The 25,471-nt window shown below is 70.9% G+C and carries 23 protein-coding genes and 1 pseudogene; 4 read left to right on the top strand and 20 right to left on the bottom strand.

The genetic code is table 11. The features are described from left to right. Positions 1–8 precede the first annotated feature (8 nt). From AB0C75_RS30440 to AB0C75_RS30380, 13 genes are all read right to left on the bottom strand, one after another. Positions 9–677, bottom strand: coding sequence for a response regulator transcription factor (locus tag AB0C75_RS30440; RefSeq protein WP_362894965.1), 669 nt, complete (start codon positions 675–677; stop codon positions 9–11). Beyond that, positions 674–1,951, bottom strand: a complete 1,278-nt coding sequence (locus AB0C75_RS30435; protein ID WP_362895021.1) for a histidine kinase — start codon at positions 1,949–1,951, stop codon at positions 674–676. The genes AB0C75_RS30440 and AB0C75_RS30435 overlap by 4 nt, the downstream gene beginning before the upstream one ends. A 109-nt stretch (positions 1,952–2,060) precedes the next feature. Beyond that, a complete protein-coding gene (locus tag AB0C75_RS30430; RefSeq protein ID WP_362894964.1) occupies positions 2,061–2,936 on the bottom strand; it encodes an alpha/beta hydrolase in 876 nt (291 codons plus the stop codon). 116 nt (positions 2,937–3,052) lie between these two features. After that, the gene (gene kynU / locus AB0C75_RS30425; RefSeq protein WP_362894963.1) at positions 3,053–4,306 is read right to left on the bottom strand and encodes a kynureninase; all 1,254 of its coding nucleotides are present in this window, start codon (positions 4,304–4,306) and stop codon (positions 3,053–3,055) included. Then, positions 4,299–5,147, bottom strand: a complete 849-nt coding sequence (locus AB0C75_RS30420) for a tryptophan 2,3-dioxygenase family protein (RefSeq protein WP_362894962.1) — start codon at positions 5,145–5,147, stop codon at positions 4,299–4,301. The genes kynU and AB0C75_RS30420 overlap by 8 nt, the downstream gene beginning before the upstream one ends. Before the next feature lie 227 nt (positions 5,148–5,374). Beyond that, a complete protein-coding gene (locus tag AB0C75_RS30415) occupies positions 5,375–5,788 on the bottom strand; it encodes a DUF3151 domain-containing protein (RefSeq protein WP_362894961.1) in 414 nt (137 codons plus the stop codon). 3 nt (positions 5,789–5,791) lie between these two features. Next, a complete protein-coding gene (locus AB0C75_RS30410; RefSeq protein ID WP_362894960.1) occupies positions 5,792–7,288 on the bottom strand; it encodes an MFS transporter in 1,497 nt (498 codons plus the stop codon). 313 nt (positions 7,289–7,601) lie between these two features. Beyond that, positions 7,602–8,633, bottom strand: a complete 1,032-nt coding sequence (fbaA, locus tag AB0C75_RS30405; RefSeq protein WP_362894959.1) for a class II fructose-bisphosphate aldolase — start codon at positions 8,631–8,633, stop codon at positions 7,602–7,604. A 167-nt stretch (positions 8,634–8,800) separates the two neighbouring features. Beyond that, positions 8,801–9,340: an orotate phosphoribosyltransferase gene (gene pyrE, locus AB0C75_RS30400; protein WP_362894958.1), complete on the bottom strand. Its 540-nt coding sequence runs from the start codon at positions 9,338–9,340 to the stop codon at positions 8,801–8,803. Positions 9,341–9,370: 30 nt separating this feature from the next. Further along, a complete protein-coding gene (locus AB0C75_RS30395; RefSeq protein ID WP_362894957.1) occupies positions 9,371–10,165 on the bottom strand; it encodes an aldose 1-epimerase in 795 nt (264 codons plus the stop codon). A 30-nt stretch (positions 10,166–10,195) separates the two neighbouring features. Continuing rightward, entirely contained in the window at positions 10,196–11,074 is an 879-nt protein-coding gene (locus tag AB0C75_RS30390) for an SRPBCC domain-containing protein (RefSeq protein ID WP_362894956.1), read from the bottom strand. 133 nt (positions 11,075–11,207) lie between these two features. Further along, positions 11,208–12,809, bottom strand: coding sequence for a polyamine aminopropyltransferase (locus AB0C75_RS30385; RefSeq protein WP_362894955.1), 1,602 nt, complete (start codon positions 12,807–12,809; stop codon positions 11,208–11,210). A gap of 101 nt (positions 12,810–12,910) precedes the next feature. Beyond that, the gene (locus AB0C75_RS30380; RefSeq protein ID WP_362894954.1) at positions 12,911–13,432 is read right to left on the bottom strand and encodes a DUF2617 family protein; all 522 of its coding nucleotides are present in this window, start codon (positions 13,430–13,432) and stop codon (positions 12,911–12,913) included. Positions 13,433–13,841: 409 nt separating this feature from the next. Between AB0C75_RS30380 and AB0C75_RS30375 the strand changes: the two genes are divergently transcribed. Continuing rightward, the gene (locus AB0C75_RS30375) at positions 13,842–15,023 is read left to right on the top strand and encodes a pyridoxal phosphate-dependent aminotransferase (protein ID WP_362894953.1); all 1,182 of its coding nucleotides are present in this window, start codon (positions 13,842–13,844) and stop codon (positions 15,021–15,023) included. 129 nt (positions 15,024–15,152) lie between these two features. Here the strand turns inward: AB0C75_RS30375 and AB0C75_RS30370 are convergent, their stop codons facing one another. From AB0C75_RS30370 to clpB, 3 genes are all read right to left on the bottom strand, one after another. After that, positions 15,153–15,704, bottom strand: a complete 552-nt coding sequence (locus AB0C75_RS30370; protein ID WP_362894952.1) for a YbjN domain-containing protein — start codon at positions 15,702–15,704, stop codon at positions 15,153–15,155. A 70-nt stretch (positions 15,705–15,774) separates the two neighbouring features. After that, entirely contained in the window at positions 15,775–17,043 is a 1,269-nt protein-coding gene (locus tag AB0C75_RS30365; RefSeq protein WP_362894951.1) for an MFS transporter, read from the bottom strand. Between the two features lie 356 nt (positions 17,044–17,399). Then, positions 17,400–20,006, bottom strand: a complete 2,607-nt coding sequence (gene clpB, locus AB0C75_RS30360) for an ATP-dependent chaperone ClpB (RefSeq protein ID WP_362895020.1) — start codon at positions 20,004–20,006, stop codon at positions 17,400–17,402. Between the two features lie 149 nt (positions 20,007–20,155). Here clpB and AB0C75_RS30355 point away from each other — a divergent pair. Further along, a pseudogene (locus AB0C75_RS30355) lies at positions 20,156–20,548 on the top strand (TIGR03618 family F420-dependent PPOX class oxidoreductase); the annotation flags it as partial. 186 nt (positions 20,549–20,734) lie between these two features. On the opposite strand, the gene AB0C75_RS30350 reads toward AB0C75_RS30355, so the two are convergent. Then, a complete protein-coding gene (locus AB0C75_RS30350) occupies positions 20,735–21,055 on the bottom strand; it encodes a (2Fe-2S)-binding protein (protein ID WP_362894950.1) in 321 nt (106 codons plus the stop codon). After that, positions 21,052–21,465 carry a hypothetical protein gene (locus AB0C75_RS30345; RefSeq protein WP_362894949.1) on the bottom strand — a complete coding sequence of 138 codons (414 nt, stop codon included), beginning with the start codon at positions 21,463–21,465 and terminating at the stop codon, positions 21,052–21,054. The genes AB0C75_RS30350 and AB0C75_RS30345 overlap by 4 nt, the downstream gene beginning before the upstream one ends. Positions 21,466–21,566: 101 nt before the next feature. Between AB0C75_RS30345 and AB0C75_RS30340 the strand changes: the two genes are divergently transcribed. Both AB0C75_RS30340 and AB0C75_RS30335 read left to right on the top strand, forming a co-directional pair. After that, positions 21,567–22,577: a helix-turn-helix transcriptional regulator gene (locus AB0C75_RS30340; RefSeq protein ID WP_362894948.1), complete on the top strand. Its 1,011-nt coding sequence runs from the start codon at positions 21,567–21,569 to the stop codon at positions 22,575–22,577. 84 nt (positions 22,578–22,661) lie between these two features. Further along, the gene (locus AB0C75_RS30335) at positions 22,662–23,669 is read left to right on the top strand and encodes a LuxR C-terminal-related transcriptional regulator (RefSeq protein WP_362895019.1); all 1,008 of its coding nucleotides are present in this window, start codon (positions 22,662–22,664) and stop codon (positions 23,667–23,669) included. Between the two features lie 96 nt (positions 23,670–23,765). On the opposite strand, the gene AB0C75_RS30330 is transcribed toward AB0C75_RS30335, so the two are convergent. Beyond that, the gene (locus AB0C75_RS30330) at positions 23,766–24,212 is read right to left on the bottom strand and encodes a helix-turn-helix domain-containing protein (protein ID WP_033296623.1); all 447 of its coding nucleotides are present in this window, start codon (positions 24,210–24,212) and stop codon (positions 23,766–23,768) included. A 1-nt stretch (position 24,213) separates the two neighbouring features. Further along, positions 24,214–25,416: a molecular chaperone DnaJ gene (gene dnaJ, locus AB0C75_RS30325; RefSeq protein WP_362894947.1), complete on the bottom strand. Its 1,203-nt coding sequence runs from the start codon at positions 25,414–25,416 to the stop codon at positions 24,214–24,216. Positions 25,417–25,471: the final 55 nt, after the last annotated feature.

Raw genomic sequence — 25,471 nt, 5'->3', positions numbered from 1 at the left:
GGCCGACGCTACCCGGGCGTGACCAGCCTCGCCTCGTAGGCGAACACGGCGGCCTGGGTACGGTCCCGCAGTCCCAGCTTCACCAGGATGCGGCTGACATGGGTCTTGATGGTCGACTCGGCGACCACCAGGTGCGAGGCGATCTCCAGGTTCGAAAGTCCCTGGGCTATCAGCACCAGCACCTCCGTCTCCCGCTCGGTGAGGTCGCCCATCCTGGACATGGCCGGCGGCTTCGGCGTCTCGGCGATCTTCGAGAACTCGGTGATCAGCCGCCGGGTCACCGTCGGGGCGAGCAGCGCCTCGCCGGAGGCCACCACCCGTACGCCCTCGGCGAGCTGCCGCGCCGACGCGTCCTTCAGCAGGAAGCCGGAGGCCCCGGCCCGCAGCGCCTGGTACACGTACTCGTCCAGGTCGAACGTGGTCAGGACGAGCACCTTGGCGTCCGCGTCGGCCGCGACGATCTCCCGGGTCGCCTCGATTCCGTTCAGCTCCGGCATCCGGATGTCCATCAGGACCACGTCGGGCCGCAGCGCGGCGACCTGCGACACGGCCTGCCGTCCGTCGACGGCCTCGCCGACGACCTCGATGCCCGGCATCGCGTTGAGCAGGACGGAGAAGCCCTCGCGGACCATCATCTGGTCGTCGACGATCAGCACACGGATGAGGGGGTCGTTCATGCGCCCTCACCGTCCTCGACGCTCTCGCGCTGCGCCGGTACGGGCAGGAACACGGCGACCTCGTACCCGCCGTCCTCGGTGGACCCCGCGGTCATGTCCCCGTTCAGCATGGCGACCCGCTCCCGCATCCCCGTGATCCCGTGCCCCGCACCCGGCGACGGCTTGACCAGCCCCCGCGCGGCGCCGTTGACGATCCGCACCCCGAGCCCACCGAGCACATAGCCGATCTCCACCTTGGCCGCTGCGCCCGGCGCGTGCCTGAGCGTGTTGCTCAGCGCCTCCTGGACGATCCGGTACGCCGACAGCTCGACGCCCTGCGGGAGCTCCCGCACCGCACCGGTGACCGTCTTCTCCGTCTCCAGGCCCGTCTCCCGCACGTTGTCCAGCAGCCGGTCGATCTCGGACAGGGTGGGCTGCGGGGCGTCCGGCGCCTCGTAGTCCTCCGCCCGTACGACACCGAGGACGCGGCGCAGTTCGGTGAGCGCGGCGACGGCGTTCTCGCGGATGGTGGCGAACGCCTGCTCCAGCTCGGGAGGCGGATTCTCCACCCGGTACGGGGCTGCCTCCGCCTGGATGGCGACGACGGACATGTGGTGGGCGACGACGTCGTGCAGCTCCCGGGCGATGGTGGTGCGCTCCTCCAGGAGCGTGCGCCGGTCGCGTTCCACGGCGGTGACGGTGCGCTGCACGGTCACCTCCCGCTGCGCCTCGCGGCGTACCTGCACCACGGTGACGAGGAGCAGGCTGAACGCGGAGAAGATGGCCATGGGCTCGGTGGAGGAGTAGGGCGGCCCGAAGTTCCCCAGGATGGATCCGACGAACAAGGTGATCAGCCACATCCAGGCGGTCGCACGCGGCCGGGTCCTCGCCGCGACGACGATCAGCACGCCGAGATGGCAGGCGAAGGGGCTCGCCTCCCACGGCCAGTCCCCGTGGCCCGCGGCGGCCACCAGGGGCGTACTCGCGATCGACGCCCAGAACGCGAGAACGGGGCGGACCAGAGTCATCATCAAGATCGCGGGCGGCAGGAACGCGGTGATGACGGTCCCGACCCCGAACGGGGAGTAGGTGTTCGCCGAGAAGACGCCGTCCAGCAGCGTGATCAGCGCGACCACGCCCACCACCGCATGGGGGAACCAGACGGCTCCCTTCCGGAAGGTCTTCGGCAGCCGCCGGATCACCGGCCCGTCCGTGCCCAGCGGGCCCAACGGACGGTAGTCGAACACGTTCTGGAACAGGTCCTGCCGCAGGCCGTCTATCGCCCCGGCGGCCATCCGGTACTCCGGACTTCTCGTCTTTGTCTCGGTCACGCTTACACGGTAGGCGCGGCCCCGGGCCCGGTCGTCAGCAGTGATAGGGATCCTTGGCCGTCCGTCGCAAGTACTACCAGGCCAGCTGGGCGATCTCCTCGGCCACCACGGCACAGGCGTCCGCCGACGGGTCGATCAGCGGGAAGTGGCCGACTCCGTCGAGCAGTGTCAGCCCCACCGTCTCCCCCGCCTTCGCCGCGGCGTCCACGAACGCCTCCGTGACTGCTTCCGGCACGGTGAGGTCGTCCACCCCCTGGACGACGGCCGTCGCGATCCCCGTCGGCAGCAGCAGCGCCGGATCGACGTGTGCGCTCCGGGCCTCGAAATTCGCGGAGCCGCCCAGGAGTTGGCGCAGCGCACCGGAGCAGACGTCCAGCTCCACCGCGCTCGCGAAGTCCCCGATCGGTGCCAGCGCGACCACCCCGCGCAGCGGCGGTGCGGCGGGCAGCCGCCACGGCGACCCCTCCGGGAGCACGTGCCGTGCGGCCGCCCACAGGGCGAGCTGCCCACCCGCCGAGTGCCCGGTGACCACGGTCTTGCGCGGGTCCGCCGCAGGCAACTCCCGGGCGACAAGCCCCGGCAGGGCGTCCATGGCGGCGGCCACGTCGTCGAAGGTCTCGGGCCAGCGGCCCGCGACCGGGCCGGCCGTGCCCTGCTGCGGGATCTCTCCGCCGCGCCGGTATTCGACGCTGGCCACGGCGAAGCCGCGCCGTGCGAGGAAGTCCGCGAACGGCGACACATGCTGCCGGTCGTACGGCGCCCGCCAGGCCCCGCCGTGCAGCAGGACCACGAGCGGCACCCCGGAGCGGCCGTCCCGGGGCGCGAAGAAGTCGATCACCTGGTCGGGGTGGCTCCCGTAGGCCGCGGACCCGTCGGGGGCGACCACCGGATGGGCGAACGCCGACCCGGTCTCGGCTGCGTCGCGATCACGCGCGGCAGAATCCGACATGCTGCTCCAACCGTCCTGGGCCCGTGCCCAACTGGACCGACCTGCGGGGACGGTACCAGTACGACGGACCGCCGCCGTACGGGCCCGGAGCGTGGACCCGTACGACGGCGTCACGTTCAGCCCGCCAGCGTTTCGGCGAGGACCCGCGCCGCCCGTTCCGCGTCGGCGAAACCGACGTACAGCGGGGTGAAACCGAAGCGCAGGATGTCAGGGCGCCGCAGATCGCCGACCACGCCCCGCCCGATGAGCGCGCCCATCACCTGTTCCGTCTCGTCCGCGTTCTCGCACCGCAGCGAGACCTGGCTGCCGCGCTCCGCGTGGGCGGCCGGGGTGAGCGACGTGACCCTGCCCTCGGGCACATAGGCGGCCACGCACTCCAGGAAGAAGTCCGTCAGCGCCAGCGACTTGGCCCGCACGGCGTCCACGGACACGCCCTGCCAGACGTCCAGCGATGCCTCGAGTGCCAGCATGGACAGGATGTCCGGGGTGCCGACCCGGCCGCGTACGGAACCGTCGGCGGGGGCGTATCCGGGGGCCATCGCGAACGGGTCCGCGTGCGAGGTCCACCCGGGCAGGGGCGAGTCGAAGGCCTCCTGATGGCGTTCGGCGACGTACAGGTAGGCAGGCGAACCGGGGCCGCCGTTCAGGTACTTGTACGTGCAGCCGACGGCCAGGTCGACAGCGTGCGCGTCGAGACCCACGGGCAGGGCGCCCGCGCTGTGGCACAGGTCCCACACGGCGAGGGCGCCCGTCTCGTGGGCGGCGGCGGTGAGCCCGGGCAGGTCGTGGAGCCTGCCGGTGCGGTAGTCGACGTGGTTCAGGAGAACGGCCGCCGTACGGGGCCCGAGCGCGGCCGGCACATCGGCCGGCGTCACCGGGACGACACGGTGACCGGTCATCCGGGCCGCCGAAGCGGCGATGTACCCGTCGGTGGGGAAGGTCGTCGCGTCGACGAGGATCTCGTCCCGCCCGTCGCCCGCGAGACGGGTCGCGGCGACGACCGCCTTGAAGACGTTCACGCTGGTGGAGTCGCCCACCACGATCTGTCCCGCGGCCGACCCGACCAGCGGGGCGATCCGGTCGCCGATCCGCTCGGGCGCGGTCCACCAGCCGCTCTCGTCCCAGGAGCGGATGCGCAGCGCGCCCCACTCGCGGGCGATGACGTCCTGCATGCGGGCGGGGACGTGGCGGGGCAGCGCGCCCAGCGAGTTCCCGTCGAGGTAGACGGTGTCGTCGAGGGTGAACAGCTCGCGCAGGGCGGCGAGTCCATCGGCGGTGTCGAGCGCGCCGGCACGCTCCTTCAGGCCGGACGCGTCGGCACGCTGCTTGAGGTCGGCCACGTCGGCACGCTCCCTGCTGAGGTCAGACATGGCTACGCGCCGTCCACAGCTCGGGGAACACACTCTTGGTGGCCCGCTTCTCCAGCCAGGCGACCCCGGCCGATCCGCCGGTGCCGGTCTTGGAACCCATCGCCCGCCGGGTGGCGGTCAGATGGTCGTTGCGCCAGCGCCACACCAGCTCGCCGACATCGGTGAGCACCTCGCCGAGGCGTACGAGCTCGGAGTTCTGGTCCGGGTCGGCGTAGATCTCCGCCCAGACGGCCTCGACCGCGGGGGACGGCTCGTACTTCTGCGAGAGGTCCCGCTCCAGCACCGACGGCGGCACGGCGTACCCGCGCCTGGCGAGCAGGGCGAGCGTCTCGTCGTACAGGCCGGGCTCGGTGAGCGCCTTCTCCAGCTCGGCGTGCACCCGGGGCGCGCCCTTGTGCGGCACGAGCATGGATGCGGACTTGTCACCGAGCAGGAATTCCATCCGGCGGTACATCGCCGACTGGAAGCCGGACCCCTCGCCGAGGGAGCCGCGGTAGGAGTTGAACTGGGCGGGGGTGAGGCCGGCGAGCGGCCTCCAGGAGGCGTTCAGCGCCTCCAGCTCCCGCAGCGAACGCTTCAGGGCGTCACGGGCGACCGGGACACGGTCCTCGCGCAGAGCGTGCGCCGCCGTCTCCCACTCGTGGACGATGACGGTGAACCACAGCTCCATGACCTGGGTGGTGACCAGGAAGACCATCTCGCCGGGATCGTCCGAGCGAAGGTGCTGGAGGTGGGTCAGGACATCCGCCTGGACGTAGTCCTCGTACGGAGTCGTTCCCGCGAAGTCCAGGTGCGGGTTGTCCGCACCGGTGGCTTCGGGGTCGGGGTGAATCGTCGACATTTCTGTCTCCTCGACACGAGCTTCCGGGTAGCGGTCCGCCCCTTCCTCTGAGGTGGTGGAGCTCCGGTCCCCTGCCCGGCATCTTACGACCTGGTGCGCGACAACGCCGGAGGCGGAGTCGCAGGGCGTCCGAGCCCGCTCGCTGTCGTGCACCAGGTCGTCAGACCGACCGCACACATCGGGCCCCGCGGGCGACTGCCCGCGGGGCCCGGAGGGCGGGGTCCGTCTCAGCCCAGGATGTCGGCGGCGGTCTGCGAGGAGTCGCGCAGGAACGACGAGCAGCGCTCGTACTCCTCCTGCTCACCGATCGCCTCCGCGGCGCGCGCGAGAGCGTGCAGGGCGCGCAGGAAACCGCGGTTCGGCTCGTGCTCGAACGGGACGGGGCCGTGGCCCTTCCAGCCGGCGCGGCGCAGGGCGTCGAGGCCGCGGTGGTAGCCGGTGCGGGCGTACGCGTACGACTCGACGACCCGGCCGCCCTCGTACGCCGCGTCGGCGAGCTGCGCCCAGGCCAGCGAGGACGTGGGGTACTTCGCCGCGACATCGGCGGGCGCCGTGCCGCTCGCGAGCAGTTCGCGCGGTCCCGGATCGTCGGGCAGGTGGGTCGGGGCGGGGCCCCCGAGCAGGTTCTCGTGGATGGACATGGTTCAAGTGTGCCTGGGCGGGGGTTCCGGCTCCAAGGGCGGGGCCGAGACCCCGCAGTGCGTCGAGCACGCGGGCCGTGGCTCGGGCTCCTGCTCCGTACGGGCCGCGGGAGTGCCCCGTACGGCCCACCAGGCGATCACCGAACCCGCCACCAGCAGACCGGCGCACATCGGCATGGCCCGCCGGAACGTCGAGGCGAACTCCCCCGCGTCCCGGTAGGCCTCAGGGCCCATCCCGGCCAGCAGCGGGAGCGCGGCCACGGCGATCAGTCCGGCGGCCCGTGCGGCCGCGTTGTTGATGCCACTGGCGAGCCCGGCCCTGCCGGTGTCCACGGCGGCCAGGACGGTCGCGGTGAGGGGCGCCACAAGGGTGACCATGCCGAGGCCCAGCACCAGCACGGCCGGCAGGACGTCCCACAGGTAGGAGGCGCCCGAGCCGACCCGCAGCATCAGGAGCATCCCGGTGGCCGCCACCAGCGGCCCGACGGTGAGCGGGATCCGCGGCCCGATACGCCGCCCGAGGTCGCCCGCGGACGCGGAGAAGAGCAGCATCAGCACCGTCGTGGGCAGGAGCGCGGTGCCCGCGCCGAGCGCCGAGAATCCCGCGACCACCTGGAGCTGGATCGCGGTCAGGAAGAAGAACCCGCCGAGGGCCGCGTACACACAGAACGTGACGATGTTGACGGCCGTGAACTGCCGCGAGGCGAAGACCGACGGCGGCACCATGGGATCGGCCCGCCGTCTCTCCACCGTGACGAAGGCCGCCCCGAGAACCACACCGCCGAGTGCCGCGCCGATCACCATGACGGACGCGCCCTGCTCGGGTACCTCGATCAGCGCGTAGGTGACCAGGGCGAGCGCGAGCGCGGCGAGAGCGGCACCGAGCACGTCGAACCGACCGTGGGCCTCCGGGTCCCGGGACTCCGGCACATGGCGCAGGGCCACGGGCACGCAGACGGCGGCGAGCGGCAGATTGAGCAGGAACACCCACCGCCAGCCAGGACCGTCCACCAGCCACCCTCCGAGGAACGGCCCGACGGCCGCCCCGACCCCGCCGAGCCCGGACCAGAGCCCCACGGCACGGGCCCGGTCGTCGGGGTGGAAGCTCGCCTGGATGATCGCCAGCGAACCGGGGGTGAGCAGCGCACCCCCGACCCCCTGCAACGCGCGCGATGCGACCAGCACGCCCGCGCTCGGCGCGATCCCGCACAGCAGCGAGGCGACTGCGAACCAGATCACCCCCACGACGAACACCCGCCGCCGCCCGAACCTGTCCCCGAGCGCACCCCCGAGCAGGATCAGTCCCGCCAGGGTGAGCATGTAGGCGTTGACGGTCCACTGCAGGGCGGCCAGATCGGTGCCGAGGTCCTGGCCGATGCGGGGAAGGGCCACGTTGATGACCGTGGAGTCGAGCAGGGCCATGCTGGACCCGAGCACGGTCGTCAGAAGGACCCAGCGCCCCACGGGCGAGGCAACCCGGATCTGGTCCACGTCAGTCATAGGAGCAGCATCACCGCAATCCCCCGCCCCGGCCATCCGCGCACAAGGGAATCTCAGCCCCTCCGGCGCTTGAGGAGCGAGGCCCGAGGCCCGAGGCCGAGGCGAATCTCAGCCCCTCCGGCGCTTGAGGAGCGGGGTCCGGGGCGGAGCCCCGGTTTCGGGAAGGGGCGGGTAGGGGACAAGCCCCGCGCAGCGGCCCCAGCCCCCGACCCAACCCGCACCCCGGACGCGGACACACAAACGGGCCCGGCCCCCCGGAAAGGAGAACCGGACCCGCTCGCCGGCGAGGAGGTCCGCGACGCGAACCCCCCGCCTACTTCAGCCGCGTACCCGCGGACCGCAGATTCCCACAGGCCTCAGTGACCCGCTTGGCCATGCCACCCTCCGCGGACTTGCCCCAGCTGCGCGGGTCGTAGACCTTCTTGTTGCCGACCTCGCCGTCGACCTTCAGCACACCGTCGTAGTTACGGAACACGTGGTCCACGATCGGCCGGGTGAAGGCGTACTGCGTGTCGGTGTCGAGGTTCATCTTCACGACGCCGTTCTCCAGCGCGGTGGCGATCTCCTCCGCCGTGGAGCCGGACCCACCGTGGAAGACGAAGTCGAACGGCTGGCTGCCGGCCGGCTTGCCGTACTTCGCGGCCACACCCTGCTGGAGGTCCTTGAGGAGCTCCGGACGCAGGACGACGTTGCCCGGCTTGTAGACGCCGTGCACATTGCCGAAGGACGCCGCCAGCAGGTAGCGACCCTTCTCGCCCAGGCCGAGCGCCTCGGCCGTACGCAGCGCGTCGTCGACGGTCGTGTACAGCTCGTCGTTGATCTCGTGCGTGACGCCGTCCTCCTCGCCACCGGTCGGAGTGATCTCGACCTCGAGGATGATCTTGGCGGCGGCGGCCTTCGCCAGCAGCTCCTGGCCGATGGCCAGGTTGTCGGCGAGGGTCTCGGCCGAGCCGTCCCACATGTGGGACTGGAACAGCGGGTTCAGGCCCTTGGCCACACGCTCCGCGGACACGTCGAGCAGCGGACGTACATAACCGTCCAGCTTGTCCTTGGGGCAGTGGTCGGTGTGCAGCGCGACCGTGACGTCGTACTTGGCGGCGACGATGTGCGCGAACTCGGCCAGGGCGACAGCGCCCGTCACCATGTCCTTGTTGTACTGGCCGCCCAGGAATTCGGCACCACCGGTGGAGATCTGGACGATGCCGTCGCTCTCCGCCTCCGCGAAACCGCGCAGTGCAGCGTGCAGGGTCTGGGTCGACGTCACGTTGATGGCCGGGTAGGCGAACTTGCCTGCCTTCGCCCGGTCGAGCATCTCGGCGTAGACCTCGGGGGTTGCGATGGGCATCTGTCCGCTCCTTGGGATGTGCGGGTGTGCAGTGCTTGGTCCCTGACCTGGGGGCGACGTCATCGTCGCCCTTATCTTCCCAGACTCTCGCTTCGGCTCCACGCTGCCCATCGACCAGCCGCTCCCCGTTTCACGTGAAACGGGGAGCGCCCCGAGGAAGCACCAGGTCAGGCCAGGTCGAGGTCCGCTACGGAGTAGCTGTGGACATACGGCAGACCAGCCTCGGCGATCGCCGGGGCGGCACCCCGCTCCACGATCACGGCGACGGCGACGACCTCGCCGCCGGCCTCGCGCACCGCCTCGACCGCCGTCAGCGGCGAACCGCCGGTCGTCGAGGTGTCCTCGACGACGAGGCAGCGACGGCCCTTGACGTCCGTGCCCTCGATGCGGCGCTGCATCCCGTGCGCCTTCTGGGCCTTGCGGACGACGAACGCGTCCAGGCTCTTCCCGCGCGCGGCCGAGGCGTGCAGCATCGACGTGGCCACCGGGTCGGCGCCCAGCGTCAGGCCGCCGACACAGTCGTAGTCGAGCTCGGCGGTGGCGTCGAGCATCACCTGCCCCACCATCGGCGCGGCCTTGCCGTCCAGCGTGATCCGGCGCAGGTCGATGTACCAGTCGGCTTCCAGACCCGAGGAGAGGGTCACCCTGCCGTGTACCACGGCCTTGTCCTTGATCTGCTGGAGCAGCTCAGCGCGTACGTCAGTCATGTCAATGAGGGTAAAGGCTGACACGGACGGTCAGAGCCGTGCCCAGCTCCAGGTCGATGTGATCTCCAGGGGCTCGATCGGGGTGACCAGCCGGGGGGCCGTGTTGAGCCCGTTCGGCGGCCCGGACTGCGGCTCCACACAGACCGCCTCCGCCTGCTCGTCGTAGATCACCACCCACTCGTCCCGGCTCGTGACCGTCAGCTCCAGCTGCTCGGGCCAGGTCAGCTTCACATCGACGCCGTCGGGCATCCCGAAGCAGTCGTCCCAGGGGCCGGGCCGGGGGTCGGTCCGGCGGCCGGTCGGCAGATGGTTGTCGCCGCGCTCCTCCTGCCAGGCCGCGTCGAAGTCGATCCGCACGTCCTGGCCACCGAGGTTCCGCCGGAACCAGGGGTGCCACCCGCCCTGCGCCGGGAAGGAGTTGCCGTACGTCTCGATGCCGAGGGTCAGCGTCAGCGACTCCTCGGTGAGCTCGAAGGACTGCGTGACCCGGCCCTCGTACGGCCATGGGTCGGCCAGATCGTAGAAGAAGGCCGCTTCCGCATCGCCCTGCCGGGCCTGCTGCCAGGAGGTGTCGCGGCCGGTGCCGTGGATGGCGTGCGGTGGGGAGTTCAGGGGCAATTGGTGCGGCTCGCCGCCATTGCGGAACAGGCCGTTCTCGGTGCGGCCGCACCACGGCACCATGGGGAAGCAGCCGTACCGCTCGCCCTGGCGCAGCAGCTCGGTGCCCCCGATCCGCAGGCTGCTGATCCGGCAGCCGTTCACGGGGTCAACGGTCAGTTCGACGTCGCCGGCCGTCAGCCTGGCGTTTTTCACAACTCTGCTCACACCCCGACACTACTGGCGCGGGACACCTGGTTACGGCCGCCTGCGCCGCAGCGCCCTGCCCACCACCACGGCCGAGGCGATCGCCAGCGCGGCCGCCGGGGCCGCCCAGCGCAGTGCGATGCCCGCGGCGCCCGCTTCGGGGGACGGGACGGGGGCGTACCTGCCGCGCGGCGGGGCGTGGTCGACTTCCTCCGTACTGCGGCCGATCATGGTGCGGCGGGCGTGCGCGGCCTCGGCGGGCGGCTCGTCCGGCACGGTGAACTCCAGCTCCGTGGCCGGGTCGAGGGACGGCGGCGGCACGGGCGCGTCGAACACGGAATCCTTGTCGGCGGAAGCCGGACCCGCATCGGGCTCGGGCGCCCGCACGTCAGGCTCTGACGTGTCGGGCTCCGCCGCATCGGCCTCTGCCACATCGGGCTCCGATGTCTCGGGCTCCGACGTCTCGGGCTCCGCCCCGCTCCCGCTCTCCCGCGTCGCCAGGGACTCCGTGACCAGCTGCTGTGTGAAGCGGTCCAGCAATCGCCGGGCCGCGGTCAGCGCCGCGGACGGGTCCAGGTCCACGATGCGGCCTTCACCGCTCGCCGTGCCGGTGAATCCGATCGTCGTGCCACCGTCCGTCTCCGTGAGGCCGACGGTCAGCGCCAGCTCCGCCGAGCCCGTGCCCCGGGCCTCCGTCCCCTTCCCGGTCACGGAGAAGGAGTCACCCGTGTCCGAGGGCTTCAGCGTCAGCGCCCCGCGGTACGTGATCGTGTGGCCGTCGGCCCGGAATTTCAGCCGGCCCACCAGCGGCCCCGCCGACGCATCGGCATCCTGCTGAAGTCCTGGCACGCAGCGCGCGACGCGGGCGGGATCACCCAGCGTCCGCCGCAGGGCCGGAAGCGGAACCGGAACGAACACCTCATGCTCCATACCGACCGAGCCTACTCAGCCCCGGCCCTCCCGTCAGCGCTTCCACCCCGTACGCCGCCCGACCGCCGCCCGACCGGACCCGGGCCGGCGCGGCCCCGGACCGCAGCGCCCCGACCGCAGCCACCCTCCCCGGTCAGGGCTCCTCCCAGTACCGAGGGTGGATCAGTGTCGACGGCAGCACCCCGTGCTGCCGCAGCCGCTCCACCGAGCGCCGGCCCGCCAGCAGCTCCCGCTCCCCCAGCGTCCGCGGGGCGGGTGCCCCCGGGTCCAGGCCGAGCCCGCCCGGCTCCTCCCGGGCCGCCAGCACGAATCCCCAGTCCTGGGGCGCTTCCTCCCCGTCCGCCGCGGCCCGGTCAGGACCCGCCGCGAACCCGGTGAGGCGCCCGTCGACGCGGTACGGCAGGGTCGCGAGGCCACCCGCCCGTATCGACGCCTCCACCGTCCAGAACGTCGTCGGTCTGCTCCCCGGCGGCCCCGCGTGCACCACCAGCCGGCCGCCCGGCTCCAGTGCGCCTGCGACCAGGCCGTAGAACTCGGTCGCGTAGAGCTTCGTGCTCGCCGTGATCCCCGGGTCGGGAAGGTCCGAGATCACCACGTCGTAGCGGGCGCGCGCGTTCCGCAGCCAGGTGAAGGCGTCCCCGGTGACGGCCGTGAGCCGGGGATCGTCGTACGCGTGCCCGTTCAGCCCGGAGAGCGCCGGGTCCGTACGGGCCAACCGGGTGACGGCCGGATCGAGCTCGACCACCGCGACGGACGTGACGTCCGGATAGCGCAGCACCTCACGGGCGGCCAGCCCGTCGCCGCCGCCCAGGATCAGCACCCGCCGGTGGTCCCCCTTCATCGCGGGGTGCACGAGCGCCTCGTGGTAGCGGTGCTCATCGCGGGAACTGACCCGGAGCCGGCCGTCCAGATAGAGGTCGAGGGAGCCGCGCCCCGGCCCGGTGAGGACGATCTCCTGCACATCGCTCTGCACGGCGACCCTCACCTCGCTCCCGTACACCGCACGCCGCGCCGCCCGCTCGAAGTCGTCGACGAGGACGGAGGTCGTGGCCAGCAGCGCGATCACCAGGGCGTTGACCAGGATCAGCAGACGGCGTGACCGCGAGCTCAGGTCGCGCCGGAACACCCACAGCACCAGCGCGAGGCCCGCCGCCGCGTTGACCGCGCCGGTGAACAGCGCGCCGGTCAGCTGGCCCAGCACCGGCAGCAGCAGGAACGGGAAGGCCAGCCCGCCGACCAGCGCGCCCACGTAGTCGGCGGCGAAGAGATCCGCGACCGCGCCGCCCGCGTCCTGCCGGTCGACCCGCTGGATCATGGTCATCAGCAGTGGGATCTCCGCACCGATCAGGATCCCGATCGTCAGCGAGAAGCCGACCAGCGTGTAACGCGACTCCCCGAGCCAGGCGAAGGAGGCGTACAGGATGACCGCCGACGTGCCTCCGACGAGCGCGAGCGCGGCCTCGATCAGCCCGAACCCCACGGCGGCGCGACTGCGCAAACGTTTCGCGAGAAGCGACCCGATGCCCATCGCGAACACCATCACGGACAGCACGACCGAGGCCTGCGTGACCGAATCACCGATCAGGTACGAGGCCAGCGCGACCAGTTCCAGCTCGTACACCAGGCCGCACGCGGCGCAGATGAAGACCACGGCCAGCACGAGAAACCGGCCTGTCCTCGGCCGTACGGGAAGCCGCGCCGCGCCCCCTCGCAGCGCAATCTGCTGGTCGATCATGAAATGAACGCTACGTGACGAGACGGTTGCTGTTTGTCACCCACACGGGTGTAAGTGACGCACACCGGACGCCTTCAGGACACACGCCGGGCGACCCCCGCTCAGCCCACCGCCGCCGGTACCCGCGCACCCACCCGCGACCGGGTCACCACCAGCTGCCCCTCCTGCGGATACGCGTGCCAGGTCCGCCAGCGCACCTGGCCCTCCGTCCGCTGCGCGAGCATCGCGGTGAAGGCGTAGGGATTGCCGGGGAAGGTGCCGGCCAGCCCATGCGGATGGTCGGCCACCAGTGCGAGCAGCTCCTGCGCACGCCCCGCGAACGAGCCCTCCGAGAGCGTCTCGACGCGCGCCGCGAATTCGTAGTCCCAGTCACCCAGGCTCTCGGCGACGCCCAGCGGCAGCGGCGTGCTGCTGCCCGGCAGGCAGGCGACGGTCTCGGAGCACGTACGGCGCTCCTCCTCCAGCAGGACCTGGTGAGAGGCACCGAGCAGCCTCAACTGCACCTTGGCGCCGGTCAGTTCGAGGTCGAGTACAGCAAGGGCGGGCAGCGGCTCCCGGCCCAGCGTCCATGCCAGATCGGCGGCTCGGGTATCGGAATAGGAGGTCTGGAGGGTCGTGAGCATGGATCGGCTCCGCATAAAGCACAGGGACACGTGGACAGGAGGCACCCCCGTGCGGCGCACGTGGGGGAGGGGAGCCCGATCCGGCCCGGTCGGGGTCCGCCCAACTGGGTGCCGGAGGCTGAATGTTCTCTACAACGATGCAATCACGAAGTACGTCGCGCTCACAGTGTTTTTACCCAACTTGCCGTGGTTTCCATCCCTCAGGGGGCAGGACGGTTCACCTGTTCCCGGCCTCCAACCAAAAGGGACCTAGCGGGAGTTCACCCCCGCCGGGCCCCTCGGCCACATCCGTCCCGCCCCTCGCACGGGACGGATGGGCCCGCTTCTCGGCTGACCGCTGGATGCCCGCGCCTCGCCGCGGCCGAAGCAGACTTGAGCAACTCCGGAGCTTCGGCACAGGATGGCGCCCATGACACAGGGACGACCGCTGCTCAACCGCCGCCTCACCGAGTTCGGCACGACGATCTTCGCGGAGATGTCGGCGCTTGCCGTACGGACCGGATCGATCAATCTCGGCCAGGGGTTCCCCGACACCGACGGGCCCGAGGCGGTCCGCGAGGCCGCGGTCCGCGCCCTGCGCGCCGGCCACGGCAACCAGTACCCACCGGGCCCCGGCGTCCCGGAGCTGCGCTCCGCGGTCGCGGAGCACCAGCTGCGGCACTACGGCCTCGAGTACGACCCCGACGCCGAGGTCCTGGTCACCACCGGGGCCACGGAAGCCATCGCCGCATCCCTGCTGGCCCTCCTGGAGCCCGGCGACGAGGTCATCGCCCTGGAGCCGTACTACGACTCGTACGCCGCCTGTATCGCCATGGCCGGCGGTACCCGCGTCCCCGTCACGCTCCGGCCCCACGAGGGTGCCTACCGGCTCGACCTCGACGAGCTGCGCGCGGCCGTCACACCCCGCACGCGCCTGATCCTTCTCAACACCCCGCACAACCCGACCGGCACCGTCCTCACCCGTGACGAGCTGGCGGCCATCGCCGAACTCGCCTGCGAGCGGGACCTCCTGGTCGTCACCGACGAGGTCTACGAGCATCTCGTCTTCGAGGGCGAGCACATCCCCCTCGCGTCCTTCCCCGGCATGCGGGAGCGCACGGTCAGCATCAGCAGCGGGGGCAAGACGTTCTCACTGACGGGCTGGAAGATCGGCTGGATCACCGCGAGCCCCGAGCTGGTCACCGCGGTCCGCTCCGCCAAGCAGTTCCTGACGTACGTCTCCGGCGGTCCCTTCCAGTACGCCATCGCCGAGGCCCTGCGGCTGCCCGCCAGCTATTTCGACGACCTGCGCACGGACCTGCGGGCCAAGCGTGACCTGCTGAGCGCCGGCCTCACCGAGGCCGGCTTCGACGTCTACAAGCCCGCCGGTACCTACTTCGTCACCACCGACATCCGCCCGCTCGGCGCCGGGAGCGACGGCTTCGCCTTCTGCCGGGCGCTCCCCGGGCGCTGCGGGGTCGTCGCCGTGCCGAACGCGGTCTTCTACGACCACCGCGAGCAGGGCGCGCCCTTCGTGCGCTTCACCTTCTGCAAACGGACCGACGTGCTCACCGAGGCGGTCACCCGGCTGAGGAGCCTCCGGACGGCCTGAGACCGACGAAACGGGCGACCTGCGACCGACGGGAACGGGCGGCCGGAGCCCCACGAGAAGAGGCCCGGGACGGGGCACAGGCCGTACCGGCCTCGCCCGTCCCGGGCCTCCTGTCGTCGCTGCGCCGGATCAGGCCTCCGGGGCCTGCTCCGCGTCGCCCTCGGCGCTCTTCGTGTCGGGCTCCAGGCCCAGGCGCTCCACGAGCCACTTGTCGAACTCGATCGAGGCGCGCACCCAGCTGACCGTCGAGGAGACGAAGTGCTCCAGGCTGACGCCGGTGCCGATGAGCATCTGCGCCTCACCGACGAGCCGCACGGAGGACGCGGCGCCCTCCTCGCCCTCGTGGGCGTGCGTGTAGACCTTGGGCCACAGGGTGCGGCGGTTCCAGTCGTCGATCGCGTCGAGCAGCACGGGCCGCTGGTCCAGCGCGTGGGGGCGGTCGTAGAAGGTCCGGACCGAGAAGACCTGCTGCTCCTCCTCGCCGCGGAACATGAAGTACGTCCGGAAGTCTTCCCACGGCGCGGCGAGGTCGCCCTCGTCGTCGACGACGAACTTCAGCTCCATCTGCTCGAGCAGCTGCTTGACGAGGTCCTGGTCGGGGACCACGGGGCCCTCGGGACCTGACGTCTGCGGTTCGGGCTTGCCCCCGAAGTTAGGGATAGAGGTCGGGTCGATAGACATCGCTGGGTACTCCTGTGGATCGCACGTGGTTTCCTGGCTTCGACCCTAGCCGCCATGGCGGCCGGTGGTCCTATGCGCTCAGGGGAATCGTCCCCGCGCTCGTTCCCCGGGCCCGCGACCAGGAAACCGCGACCACCACGGCGCACACCGTACCGATGAGTCCCGCCCCTCCGATGGTCTGCGCCGATGACCCGGACAGCTCCGCCGCGAGACCGCCCGCCGCGACGCCGATCCCCTGCATGGCGGTCAGCCCCGACCTGGCCAGTCCCAGCGCCTGACCGCGCTGGTCGGCCGGGGTGAGCAGCACGAAGGTCGCCCCCGCGGTGATCTGGTACGCGGAGAAGATCCCCGACACCAGCAGGACCGCCAGGGCCACCCCGACTCCGGGGCCCGCCCAGTAGACGACCAGCGGCAGATTCGCGCCCACCGCGAGCGGCCCGAGCAGCCGGCGGCGCCGCTCGGCGGGGAAGCCCGCACGGCCCAGGAGCGCCGCGCCGAGGACCATTCCGGCGGGATGCGCGGCGAGCAGGAGCCCCACCGCCGCCGCGCTGCCGTCGGCCTCCTCGGCGAAGGGGGCTGCCAGGCCCTCCGGCAGCATGATGAAGCCCGCGAGCCAGCCGAGCGCTATCAGTGACCGCAGCCGGGGGTCCGACCAGATCAGGGCCGCGGCCTTGCCCACCTGGGTGTGCACCCGCTTCGGCCGTGCGTCGGGGGTCTCGTCCACCGGCCGCGCCTTCACGCCCAGCCTGATCAGGACCGCGGAGATCAGGAACGTCGCCGCGTTCAGCCCGAGGGAGAGATGGCTGCCGAGCCATACGACGAGCACCCCTCCGGCGGCGAAGCCGACCAGCTGTCCGGCCTGATGGGTGATCAGCATGACCCGCTGCCCACGCTCGTACAGGCGCTCTCCCAGCACTGCGGGCATCAGGGCACCCTGCGACGCCCCGAACGGCGACTCGGCGAGCTGTGCCAGCACCAGCAGCCCGGCCAGCACCGGCAGGGGCGTACCCGGCAGGGCCATCAGCCCGACGAGGACGGCGCGCACCAGGTCGCAGCCGATCATGACCGTGCGCCGGGGGAAACGGTCGGCGAGACCGGACAGGAGCACCCCGGACAGCAGGGCGGGCAACGTCGTCAGGGCGTACGTCGCGGCGGTCCAGCCGGCCGACTCGGTGCGTTCGAACACCAGCAGCGACAGCGCGACACGGGCCAGCTGATCGCCCAGTACCGACTGAGCAAAAGCCGCCCACAGCGTACGGAATTCGCTCAGGCGAATAAGACTGTCACTTTTGCGATCATTCGGCGCCGCACTCGCCTCGCCAGGTATCCGGTCCGTCATGCGCGCACTCTACCGTTTTCCTAATTCGAACCGGACACCCCCGCCTCAATAGAAAAGGGCCCGGAGTGTCCCGATATTGCGCGGAACACGACCACTCGAACGGCAGATGCTCCCGTTCGGACCGAGGACACGGATATGTATCGACTCGACACAAAGAGCAAACCTGCCCGTGACGCATCCCCCATTCGGCCACGGAATGGAGATCTTCGGCTCAAATTCGTGGGCCGGTTCCCCCGAAGGTGCGTGTCGGGTGCACACAAAACAACACATCAATACGCACGGAGCCGCACGGAGCCGTACACACCTGTGTCCCCGGCCCGGACCCGAGGTCCGCCGCCGGGGACACGGTGCACCGCCTACAGGGTCTTGGCCGCCGCCGCGGTGCCCACGATCAGGCCCTCACCGGCCCGGTCCACCCGGACCGTGTCACCGTCCTTGACCTCGCCCGCGAGGATCTCCTTCGCGAGCCGGTCGCCGATCGCGGTCTGGATGAGCCGGCGCAGCGGCCGGGCGCCGTACGCCGGGTCGTTGCCCTCCTCGGCCAGCCAGGCCAGGGCGTCCGGAGTGACGTCCAGGTGGATCCGCCGGTCGGCCAGCCGGCCGGCGAGACGCTCCACCTGGAGCCCCGCGATATGGGCCAGCTCGTCGCCGGACAGGGCGGAGAAGACGACCAGATCGTCGAGCCGGTTGAGGAACTCTGGCTTGAACGAGGCCCGTACGACCTCCAGGACCCGCTCCTTCTTCACCTCGGGCTCGATCAGCGGATCGACCAGGAACTGGCTGCCCAGGTTCGACGTGAGGATCAGGATGGTGTTGCGGAAGTCCACCGTCCTGCCCTGCCCGTCGGTGAGCCGCCCGTCGTCGAGCACCTGGAGCAGGATGTCGAAGACCTCGGGGTGGGCCTTCTCGACCTCGTCCAGCAGCACGACGCTGTACGGGCGCCGGCGGACCGCCTCCGTGAGCTGGCCGCCCTCCTCGTAGCCGACGTAGCCGGGCGGGGCACCGACGAGCCTGGCGACGCTGTGCTTCTCGCTGTACTCGCTCATGTCGATGCGGATCATGGCCCGCTCGTCGTCGAACAGGAAGTCCGCGAGCGCCTTCGCCAGCTCCGTCTTGCCGACCCCGGTCGGGCCGAGGAAGAGGAACGAGCCGGTGGGCCGGTCGGGGTCGGCGATGCCCGCGCGGGTACGGCGTACGGCGTCGGACACGGACCGCACGGCCTCGGTCTGGCCGATCAGCCGCCTGCCCAGCTCGGACTCCATCCGCAGCAGCTTCTGGGTCTCGCCCTCCAGGAGGCGTCCGGCCGGAATGCCGGTCCAGGCGCCGACGACATCGGCGATGTCGTCCGGGCCGACCTCCTCCTTGACCATGGTGTCCTTGTCCTGGGCGGCCTCCTGCTCGGCCTCGTCCGCCTCGGCCAGCTCCCGCTCCAGGTTGGGGATCTCCCCGTACAGCAGCTTGGAGGCGGTGTCGAAGTCGCCGTCGCGCTGGGCGCGCTCGGCCTGGCCGCGCAGCTCGTCGAGGCGCTCCTTGAGCTCACCGACGCGGTTCAGGCCCTGCTTCTCCTTCTCCCAGCGTGCGGTGAGACCGCGCAGCTCCTCCTCCTTGTCGGCGAGGTCGCGGCGGATCTTCTCCAGGCGCTGCTTGGAGCCCTCGTCGCTCTCGTTCTTGAGCGCCAGCTCCTCCATGTGCAGCCGGTCGACGGACCGCTGGAGCTCGTCGATCTCCACGGGCGACGAGTCGATCTCCATGCGGAGCCTGGAGGCCGCCTCGTCGACGAGGTCGATGGCCTTGTCGGGGAGGAACCTGGAGGTGATGTAGCGGTCCGACAGCGTCGCGGCGGCCACCAGCGAGGAGTCCGCGATCTGCACCTTGTGGTGCGCCTCGTAGCGGCCCTTGAGGCCACGCAGGATCGCGATGGTGTCCTCGACGGACGGCTCGGCGACCATGACCTGCTGGAAGCGGCGCTCCAGGGCGGGGTCCTTCTCGATGCGCTCCCGGTACTCGTCCAGCGTGGTGGCGCCGACCATGCGGAGCTCACCGCGGGCGAGCATCGGCTTGAGCATGTTGCCCGCGTCCATCGCCGAGTCACCGCCCGCGCCCGCGCCGACGACGGTGTGCAGCTCGTCGATGAAGGTGATGACCTGCCCGTCGCTCTCCTTGATCTCGGAGAGGACGGTCTTGAGGCGTTCCTCGAACTCACCGCGGTACTTGGCACCCGCGACCATCGCCCCGAGGTCCAGGGAGACGAGCCGCTTGTTCCGCAGCGACTCGGGGACGTCCCCCTTGACGATGCGCTGGGCGAGCCCCTCGACGACGGCCGTCTTGCCGACGCCCGGCTCGCCGATGAGCACGGGGTTGTTCTTCGTGCGGCGCGACAGCACCTGCACGACACGGCGGATCTCCTGGTCACGGCCGATGACCGGATCGAGCTTGCCCTCACGGGCGGCTGCCGTGAAGTCGGTGCCGAACTTCTCCAGCGCCTTGTACTGGCCTTCGGGGTCGGGAGTGGTCACCCGGCGCCCTCCCCTGCTCTTCTCGAATGCGGCCAGCAGCTTCTTCGCGCCGGCTCCCTGCCCGTCGAGGATCTCACCGGCGCGGCCGCCCTTCGCCGCGATGGCGATCAGCAGGTGCTCGGTGGAGAGATAGTCGTCGCCCAGCTCCTTGGCCCGCTGGTCGGCATCGGCGATCACGGCGAGCAGATCGCGGCTGGGCTGCGGCGGGGCGACGGTCGACCCGGTCACGCTGGGCAGCGAGCCCAGGAGCCGCTCGGTCTCCTCGCGCACGGCCACCTGATCGGCCTCGACGGCGGCCAGCAGGTCGGTGATGTTCGCGTTGTCCTCGCCCGAGAGCAGCGCGAGCAGCAGGTGTCCGGGGGTCAGATCGGGGTGCCCGTCCTTGACGGCCCTGCTGGTGGCCGCGTTGAGGGCATCCCGGCTCTTGTTGGTCAGCTCGGCGTCCACGGGCGCTGTCTCCTCCTCGTGCTGGTGCTTCACAGAACTTTGACTCGCACAACGGGTACAAAGTTGAGTCTATTCCACTCAAGGTGGCATTCAAAGCCGACCCGGGGCCTCCCGGGGTCACCCGTACGCACTCTCTCTAGGCTGACCCCATGCCTGACGTACGCAACCCGGACCCCGAGTACCTGGCCTTCTGGCGGGAACGCCATGTGTGCACCCTGACCACACTCCGCCCCGACGGCACACCGCACGTGGTGCCCGTGGGCGTGACGTACGACCCGGAGACGCGGATCGCCCGCATCATCACCGGGCGGAACACCAGAAAGGCGGCCCACGTCCTGGCGGCGGCCCCCGAGGGTGCGCGAGTCGCGGTCTGCCAGATGGAGGGGCGCCGCTGGGCGACCCTGGAGGGCCGTGCGGTGGTCCGTACGGATCCCGACGAGGTCCAGGACGCGGAACGGCGCTACGCGGAGCGCTACGGGCGCACCCCGCGCCCCAACCCCGAGCGCGCCGTCATCGAGATCGCCGTCGACAGGGCTCTCGGGAACACGGGCTCCGGAAAGGGGTCCGGAAAGGGGTCCGGAAAGCCGGCGGAAGGAGCGCCGAAAAGCGCTGAGTAATGCGCGCGCCTTCCCCGATTCCGGGCAGCACAACGGCGCCATCGTGTTCAGGTCACGATGGCGCCGTTGTGTGGGGGAGTGCCGGAACGATATGAACGACGGGGGAATCGTTCAGGCACTGCGGGGGGTGGCTGAAATGGCTTCTTGGTCGAAAAGCTCGTGGTCACGCTGATCGAGATTCACGAAAATCATGCCGTACCTCACGGCACATCGAACCGGTTGCGGCGCCCCGCGAGGCCGGCGAAGACAGCGATAGGCACGGATATCGTCATCCGTTTCCATCACGACGACAATCGGCTCTCCGAACAGGGAGACCATCAACGAATCGCCCTGGCGGGTGAGCGCCGTGAGCAGATCGATGAAATGCCACCCTGAGCGGTATGCCGTGGCCATCTCCCGCCGGAAGGTGCGGTCGTCCGGTGGGGTGGTCATGCGGCTGCTACGCCTGCCGGCGCACTCCAGCTGATCTCGCCGGGGGCGGACACGGGGATGCCCCAGCTGATCTCGTCGGGAACCGCCGCCGCCTGCACGGACCAGCTGATCTCTCCCGACGCGGACGCGGACGCGGGTGCCACCCAGCTGATCTCACCGGGAGCGGAAGCGGGTGTGCTCCAGCTGATCTCACCAGGAGCGGACGCGGGTGTGCCCCAGCTGATCTCACCGGGAGCGGCGGCCGCCGCTTCCACGGACCAGCTGATCTCCCCCGGCCCCGCCGCTGCCTGCTCCGACCAGCTGATCTCACCGGGCCCGGATGCGCTGCCGGCCAGGCCGCCCGCTACGCCGAAGCCCAGGGCCGCGACAAAAGCGGCGGCAAGCACTGAGCGAAGCTTTCGCTTATCCATAGTCGGCTTCGTCCTCACTTGTGGATTCCTCTCCCCCGCATCCACGACGATGTCTCACCCGGGCCACACAACGCCACCAGGACGATGCATCATGTTCCTGCATGTTCAGGAACCTGGGGGGTGTAGATATGACCACAAGCGAGACAACCGGGACACATCCTCACGGGGTCACCGAGCTCTGCGACGAGGGGAAACGTCTTTACGCCAGCGCCCTTCGTTCCGGACGCATTTCGCGCGCGGAGGTCGGCCCCGCCCCCTGTCTCATGGACTTCGCGCTCCTGCACCCCGATCCGGACGACACGACCTGGCTCAGGCCCGTCCCGCCGTCCGCCGCGCTGGCCCAGCGTCTGCACCCCATCGAGCGGGAGATCAAGGAGCGCCGACGGCGCTCCGTGGAGCTGGCCGAGTCCTTCGAGCTGTTCATGGACATCAGCGCCCAGGACCCGCCGACCACCCACGCCATCACGGTGCTGGAGGGCGGCCACCGGATCAACGCCGCGCTCGATCTCGCCACCGCGGAATGCCGTACGGAGGTGCTCACCGTCCAGCCGGGCGGAGACCGCGGCGAGGACCGCCTCAGCGAGGGCCTGGAACGCGCCCTGACGGTGGTCGACCGGGGCGTCAGCATGCGCACGCTCTACCAGCACACCGTCCGGCACAGCCAGGGCACACTCGCCTACGCGGCGCGCCTGGCCAACGACAAGGTGGAGATCCGCACCCTGGAGGAGCTCATAGAGCGCCTCCTCGTCTTCGACCGGACCGTGGCCTTCATACCTGCCCAGAACGACGACCAGGTCGCCCTCGAACTCCGCCACCCCGGGCTCGTCAACTACCTGGTGAAAGTCTTCGAGCAGCTGTGGAGCCGAGCGTCCCCCCTGCTCGGAGAGGTCGGGTACGACCCGCCCACCAAGGGAATCAGCGGTGTTCAGCGTTCCATAGCGCAACTCCTCGTCGAAGGGCACGTGGACGACTCGATCGCCCGCCGTCTCGGCATGAACGTCCGCACCTGCCGGGCCCACGTCGCGAAGCTGTCGGCCACCCTCGGCAGCACGAGCCGCGCCCAGCTCGGCTATCTGATCGCGCGGGCCGGGATCCTGGACGAGGAGTCCTGACCGTGCGCCACCCGAAGCCTCTCGCCACAGCCGCGTCCGCGCCACGGTCATCTTGTTGCAGTGCACGAAGTGGGGGGTCGTCAAATCACTATCGATGAGGCAAACCCGGTGCATTCGCACGGACCGAGAGAGCTCTGCGCGCCCGGCCTGCGCCTCTACGAGGAAGCGGTCGTCGCCGGACGCGTCCCCCGCAGCAGTCTCGCCACCGCTCCCTGCCTCATCGACATGGGCCTGGTCCAGCCCGAGCCGGGCGACACGGCCTGGATGCTCCCCGTCCCCCCGTCCGCCGCCCTGGCGCATCTCCTCCAGCCGCTCACCCGTGAACTGGACGAGCGTGTACAGCTGGCCGCCGCCCTCAGCCGTTCGCTCACGCCCCTCGCCTCCGTCGCCAGCGCCGACCCCGATCTGGCGATCACGGTGCTGGAGGGGCAGGAGGTGATCGAAGCGGCGCTGTACGAGGGGAGCGCCGCGGTCACCCATGAGGTCCTCACCGCCCAGCCGGGCAGCGACCGCCCCCGGAACGGGATGCCGCGGGGGATCACCAACGCCAGGACCGCCATCGGGCGCGGGGCCCGGCTGCGGCACATCTACCAGCACCCGGCGCGCTACAGCAGCACCGTCAGGGACTACCTGGGGCAGTTCTCCCCCGAGGACCTGCGGGTACGCACCACCGAGCAGACCGTGGAACGGCTGATCATCTTCGACCGGACCGTCGCGTTCATCCCTGCGGCGCCCGACCGCAGGACCGCCCTGCGCATACGCCATCCCGCCCTGGTCGCCTATCTCATCCAGGTCTACGAGGTCCTCTGGGCGCAGGCCACGCCGTTCGCGCAGCAGCTGCCCGCGCCCACCCCGGGCGCCCCGGTCACGGCCGTCCAGCAGAGCATCGCCCGGCTCCTGGGCGAGGGCCACGTCGACGACGTGGTCGCCCGCAAGCTGGGCATCAGCGTCCGCACCTGCCGCTCCCACATCGCCAAGCTCATGCAGGCCCTCGGCGCCACCAGCCGTACTCATCTCGGCGTCCTGATCACACGGTCCGGCATCGTGGACGCCACCCCGGTCATGAGGGAGGGGTCCGCCCCGGAGTCATGAGACTCCGCGACGGACCCCTTGCCGGCCCCTCAGCTCTTCTGCCGCTCGGACAGCTCAGCTCCTCTGCCGCTCGGACAGCTCAGCTCTTCTGGCCGCTCAGTCCTTCGGCCTCTTGGGCCGCCAGACGACCAGGGCACCGGCCTGCTGCACGTCCTGGTACGGCACGAGGTCACGCCGGTAGGAGGCGTGCACCTGGGCCTCGCGCTGCTGCATGGCCACGGCCGCGCCGTCCACCGCCGCCGAGAGCTCGGCGACGCGCTGCTGGAGCGCGGCGACCTGGTTCTCCAGCTCGATGATGCGCTTGATGCCCGCGAGGTTGATTCCCTCGTCCTGCGACAACTGCTGGACGGTGCGCAGCAGTTCGATGTCCCGTGCCGAGTAGCGACGGCCTCGTCCGGCCGTGCGGTCCGGCGAGACCAGGCCGAGCCGGTCGTACTGGCGCAGTGTCTGCGGGTGCAGGCCCGAGAGCTGGGCCGCGATCGAGATCACGTAGACCGGTGATTCGTCGGTCAGCTGGTACGGATTGCGTCGCCGGCCGTCCATCTCAAGCTCCCTTCGCAGCCTGGAACAGCTCCGCCCGCGGGTCCTCCCCCGCGGTCGACTTCCGATAGGCCTCCAGCGCGTCCTGAGCATCCGTGCCGAGGCCGGTGGGCACGGACACCTCCACGGTGACCAGAAGGTCGCCACGGGTGCCGTCCTTGCGTACGGCGCCCTTGCCCCGGGCCCGCATCGTACGTCCGTTGGGCGTGCCGGCCGGGAGCTTCAGGGTGACCGGGGGCCCGCCGAGCGTGGGCACCTTCACCTCGCCGCCGAGTGCCGCCTCCGGGAAGGTGACGGGCACGGTGACGGTGAGGTTGTCGCCCTTGCGGCCGAAGACCGGGTGGGCGTCGACGTGGACGACGACGTAGAGGTCGCCGGCCGGGCCGCCGCGCTCGCCCGGACTGCCCTTGCCACGCAGCCGGATGCGCTGGCCGTCGGAGACGCCCGCCGGAATCCTCACCTGCATGGTCCGCGAGGACTTCGCCCGGCCGCTGCCCTTGCAGACCTCGCAGGGGTCCTGGGCGATGAGGCCCCGGCCCTTGCAGTCCACGCAGGGATCGGTCAGCGAGAACCCGCCGCCGGTGCCGCGCGACACCTGGCCGGTGCCGACGCAGGTCGGGCAGACCCTCGGGGTGCCGTTCTTGTCGCCGGTGCCCGAACACGCCTTGCAGGGTGCCTGGCTGGACATCCGCAGCGGGACCGTGGCCCCGTCGACCGCCTCGGTGAAGCTGAGCGTCACCTCGGACTCGATGTCCTGGCCGCGGCGCGGCTGGACACGGGTGCCCGTACCCCCGCGGTTGAACAGTCCGCCGAAGACATCGCCCAGGCCGCCGCCGCCACCTCCGCCGAAACCGCCGGCGCCGGTGGTCTGGCCACCGCCCGGGGCACCCCCGAAGAGGTCGCCCAGGTCGAAGTTGAAGTTGCCGCCCGCACCGCCGGGTCCACCGGGACCCGGACGGAAGCCGCCGCTGCCGAAGAGGGCGCGTGCCTCGTCGTACTCCTTGCGCTTCTTGGGGTCACCGAGGACGTCGTTCGCCTCGGAGATCTCCTTGAAGCGCCCCTCGGCCTTGGCGTCACCCTTGTTGGCGTCCGGGTGGTACTCGCGGGCGAGCTTCCGGTACGCCTTCTTGACCTCGGCGTCGGTGGCGTCCTTGGGGACGCCGAGAACCTTGTAGTAGTCCTTCTCGACGAAGTCCTTCGTGCTCATCGACGTCCCTCCTTCCGGACGATCGGCCGTGCGGCCGGCCCCGTGGCCGGCCGCA

This window comes from Streptomyces sp. NPDC048565, assembly GCF_040650935.1.
Classification (GTDB): Bacteria; Actinomycetota; Actinomycetes; order Streptomycetales; family Streptomycetaceae; genus Streptomyces.
This window is presented reverse-complemented; position numbering and strand designations above follow the sequence as displayed.

Coding starts and splice junctions, on each gene's coding strand:
- AB0C75_RS30440 (WP_362894965.1), bottom strand. CDS start 677: ATGAACGACCCCCTCATCCGTGTGCTGATCGTCGACGACCAGATGATG.
- AB0C75_RS30435 (WP_362895021.1), bottom strand. CDS start 1,951: ATGGCCGCCGGGGCGATAGACGGCCTGCGGCAGGACCTGTTCCAGAAC.
- AB0C75_RS30430 (WP_362894964.1), bottom strand. CDS start 2,936: ATGTCGGATTCTGCCGCGCGTGATCGCGACGCAGCCGAGACCGGGTCG.
- kynU (WP_362894963.1), bottom strand. CDS start 4,306: ATGTCTGACCTCAGCAGGGAGCGTGCCGACGTGGCCGACCTCAAGCAG.
- AB0C75_RS30420 (WP_362894962.1), bottom strand. CDS start 5,147: ATGTCGACGATTCACCCCGACCCCGAAGCCACCGGTGCGGACAACCCG.
- AB0C75_RS30415 (WP_362894961.1), bottom strand. CDS start 5,788: ATGTCCATCCACGAGAACCTGCTCGGGGGCCCCGCCCCGACCCACCTG.
- AB0C75_RS30410 (WP_362894960.1), bottom strand. CDS start 7,288: ATGACTGACGTGGACCAGATCCGGGTTGCCTCGCCCGTGGGGCGCTGG.
- fbaA (WP_362894959.1), bottom strand. CDS start 8,633: ATGCCCATCGCAACCCCCGAGGTCTACGCCGAGATGCTCGACCGGGCG.
- pyrE (WP_362894958.1), bottom strand. CDS start 9,340: ATGACTGACGTACGCGCTGAGCTGCTCCAGCAGATCAAGGACAAGGCC.
- AB0C75_RS30390 (WP_362894956.1), bottom strand. CDS start 11,074: ATGGAGCATGAGGTGTTCGTTCCGGTTCCGCTTCCGGCCCTGCGGCGG.
- AB0C75_RS30385 (WP_362894955.1), bottom strand. CDS start 12,809: ATGATCGACCAGCAGATTGCGCTGCGAGGGGGCGCGGCGCGGCTTCCC.
- AB0C75_RS30380 (WP_362894954.1), bottom strand. CDS start 13,432: ATGCTCACGACCCTCCAGACCTCCTATTCCGATACCCGAGCCGCCGAT.
- AB0C75_RS30375 (WP_362894953.1), top strand. CDS start 13,842: ATGACACAGGGACGACCGCTGCTCAACCGCCGCCTCACCGAGTTCGGC.
- AB0C75_RS30370 (WP_362894952.1), bottom strand. CDS start 15,704: ATGTCTATCGACCCGACCTCTATCCCTAACTTCGGGGGCAAGCCCGAA.
- AB0C75_RS30365 (WP_362894951.1), bottom strand. CDS start 17,043: ATGACGGACCGGATACCTGGCGAGGCGAGTGCGGCGCCGAATGATCGC.
- AB0C75_RS30350 (WP_362894950.1), bottom strand. CDS start 21,055: ATGACCACCCCACCGGACGACCGCACCTTCCGGCGGGAGATGGCCACG.
- AB0C75_RS30345 (WP_362894949.1), bottom strand. CDS start 21,465: ATGGATAAGCGAAAGCTTCGCTCAGTGCTTGCCGCCGCTTTTGTCGCG.
- AB0C75_RS30340 (WP_362894948.1), top strand. CDS start 21,567: ATGTTCAGGAACCTGGGGGGTGTAGATATGACCACAAGCGAGACAACC.
- AB0C75_RS30330 (WP_033296623.1), bottom strand. CDS start 24,212: ATGGACGGCCGGCGACGCAATCCGTACCAGCTGACCGACGAATCACCG.
- dnaJ (WP_362894947.1), bottom strand. CDS start 25,416: ATGAGCACGAAGGACTTCGTCGAGAAGGACTACTACAAGGTTCTCGGC.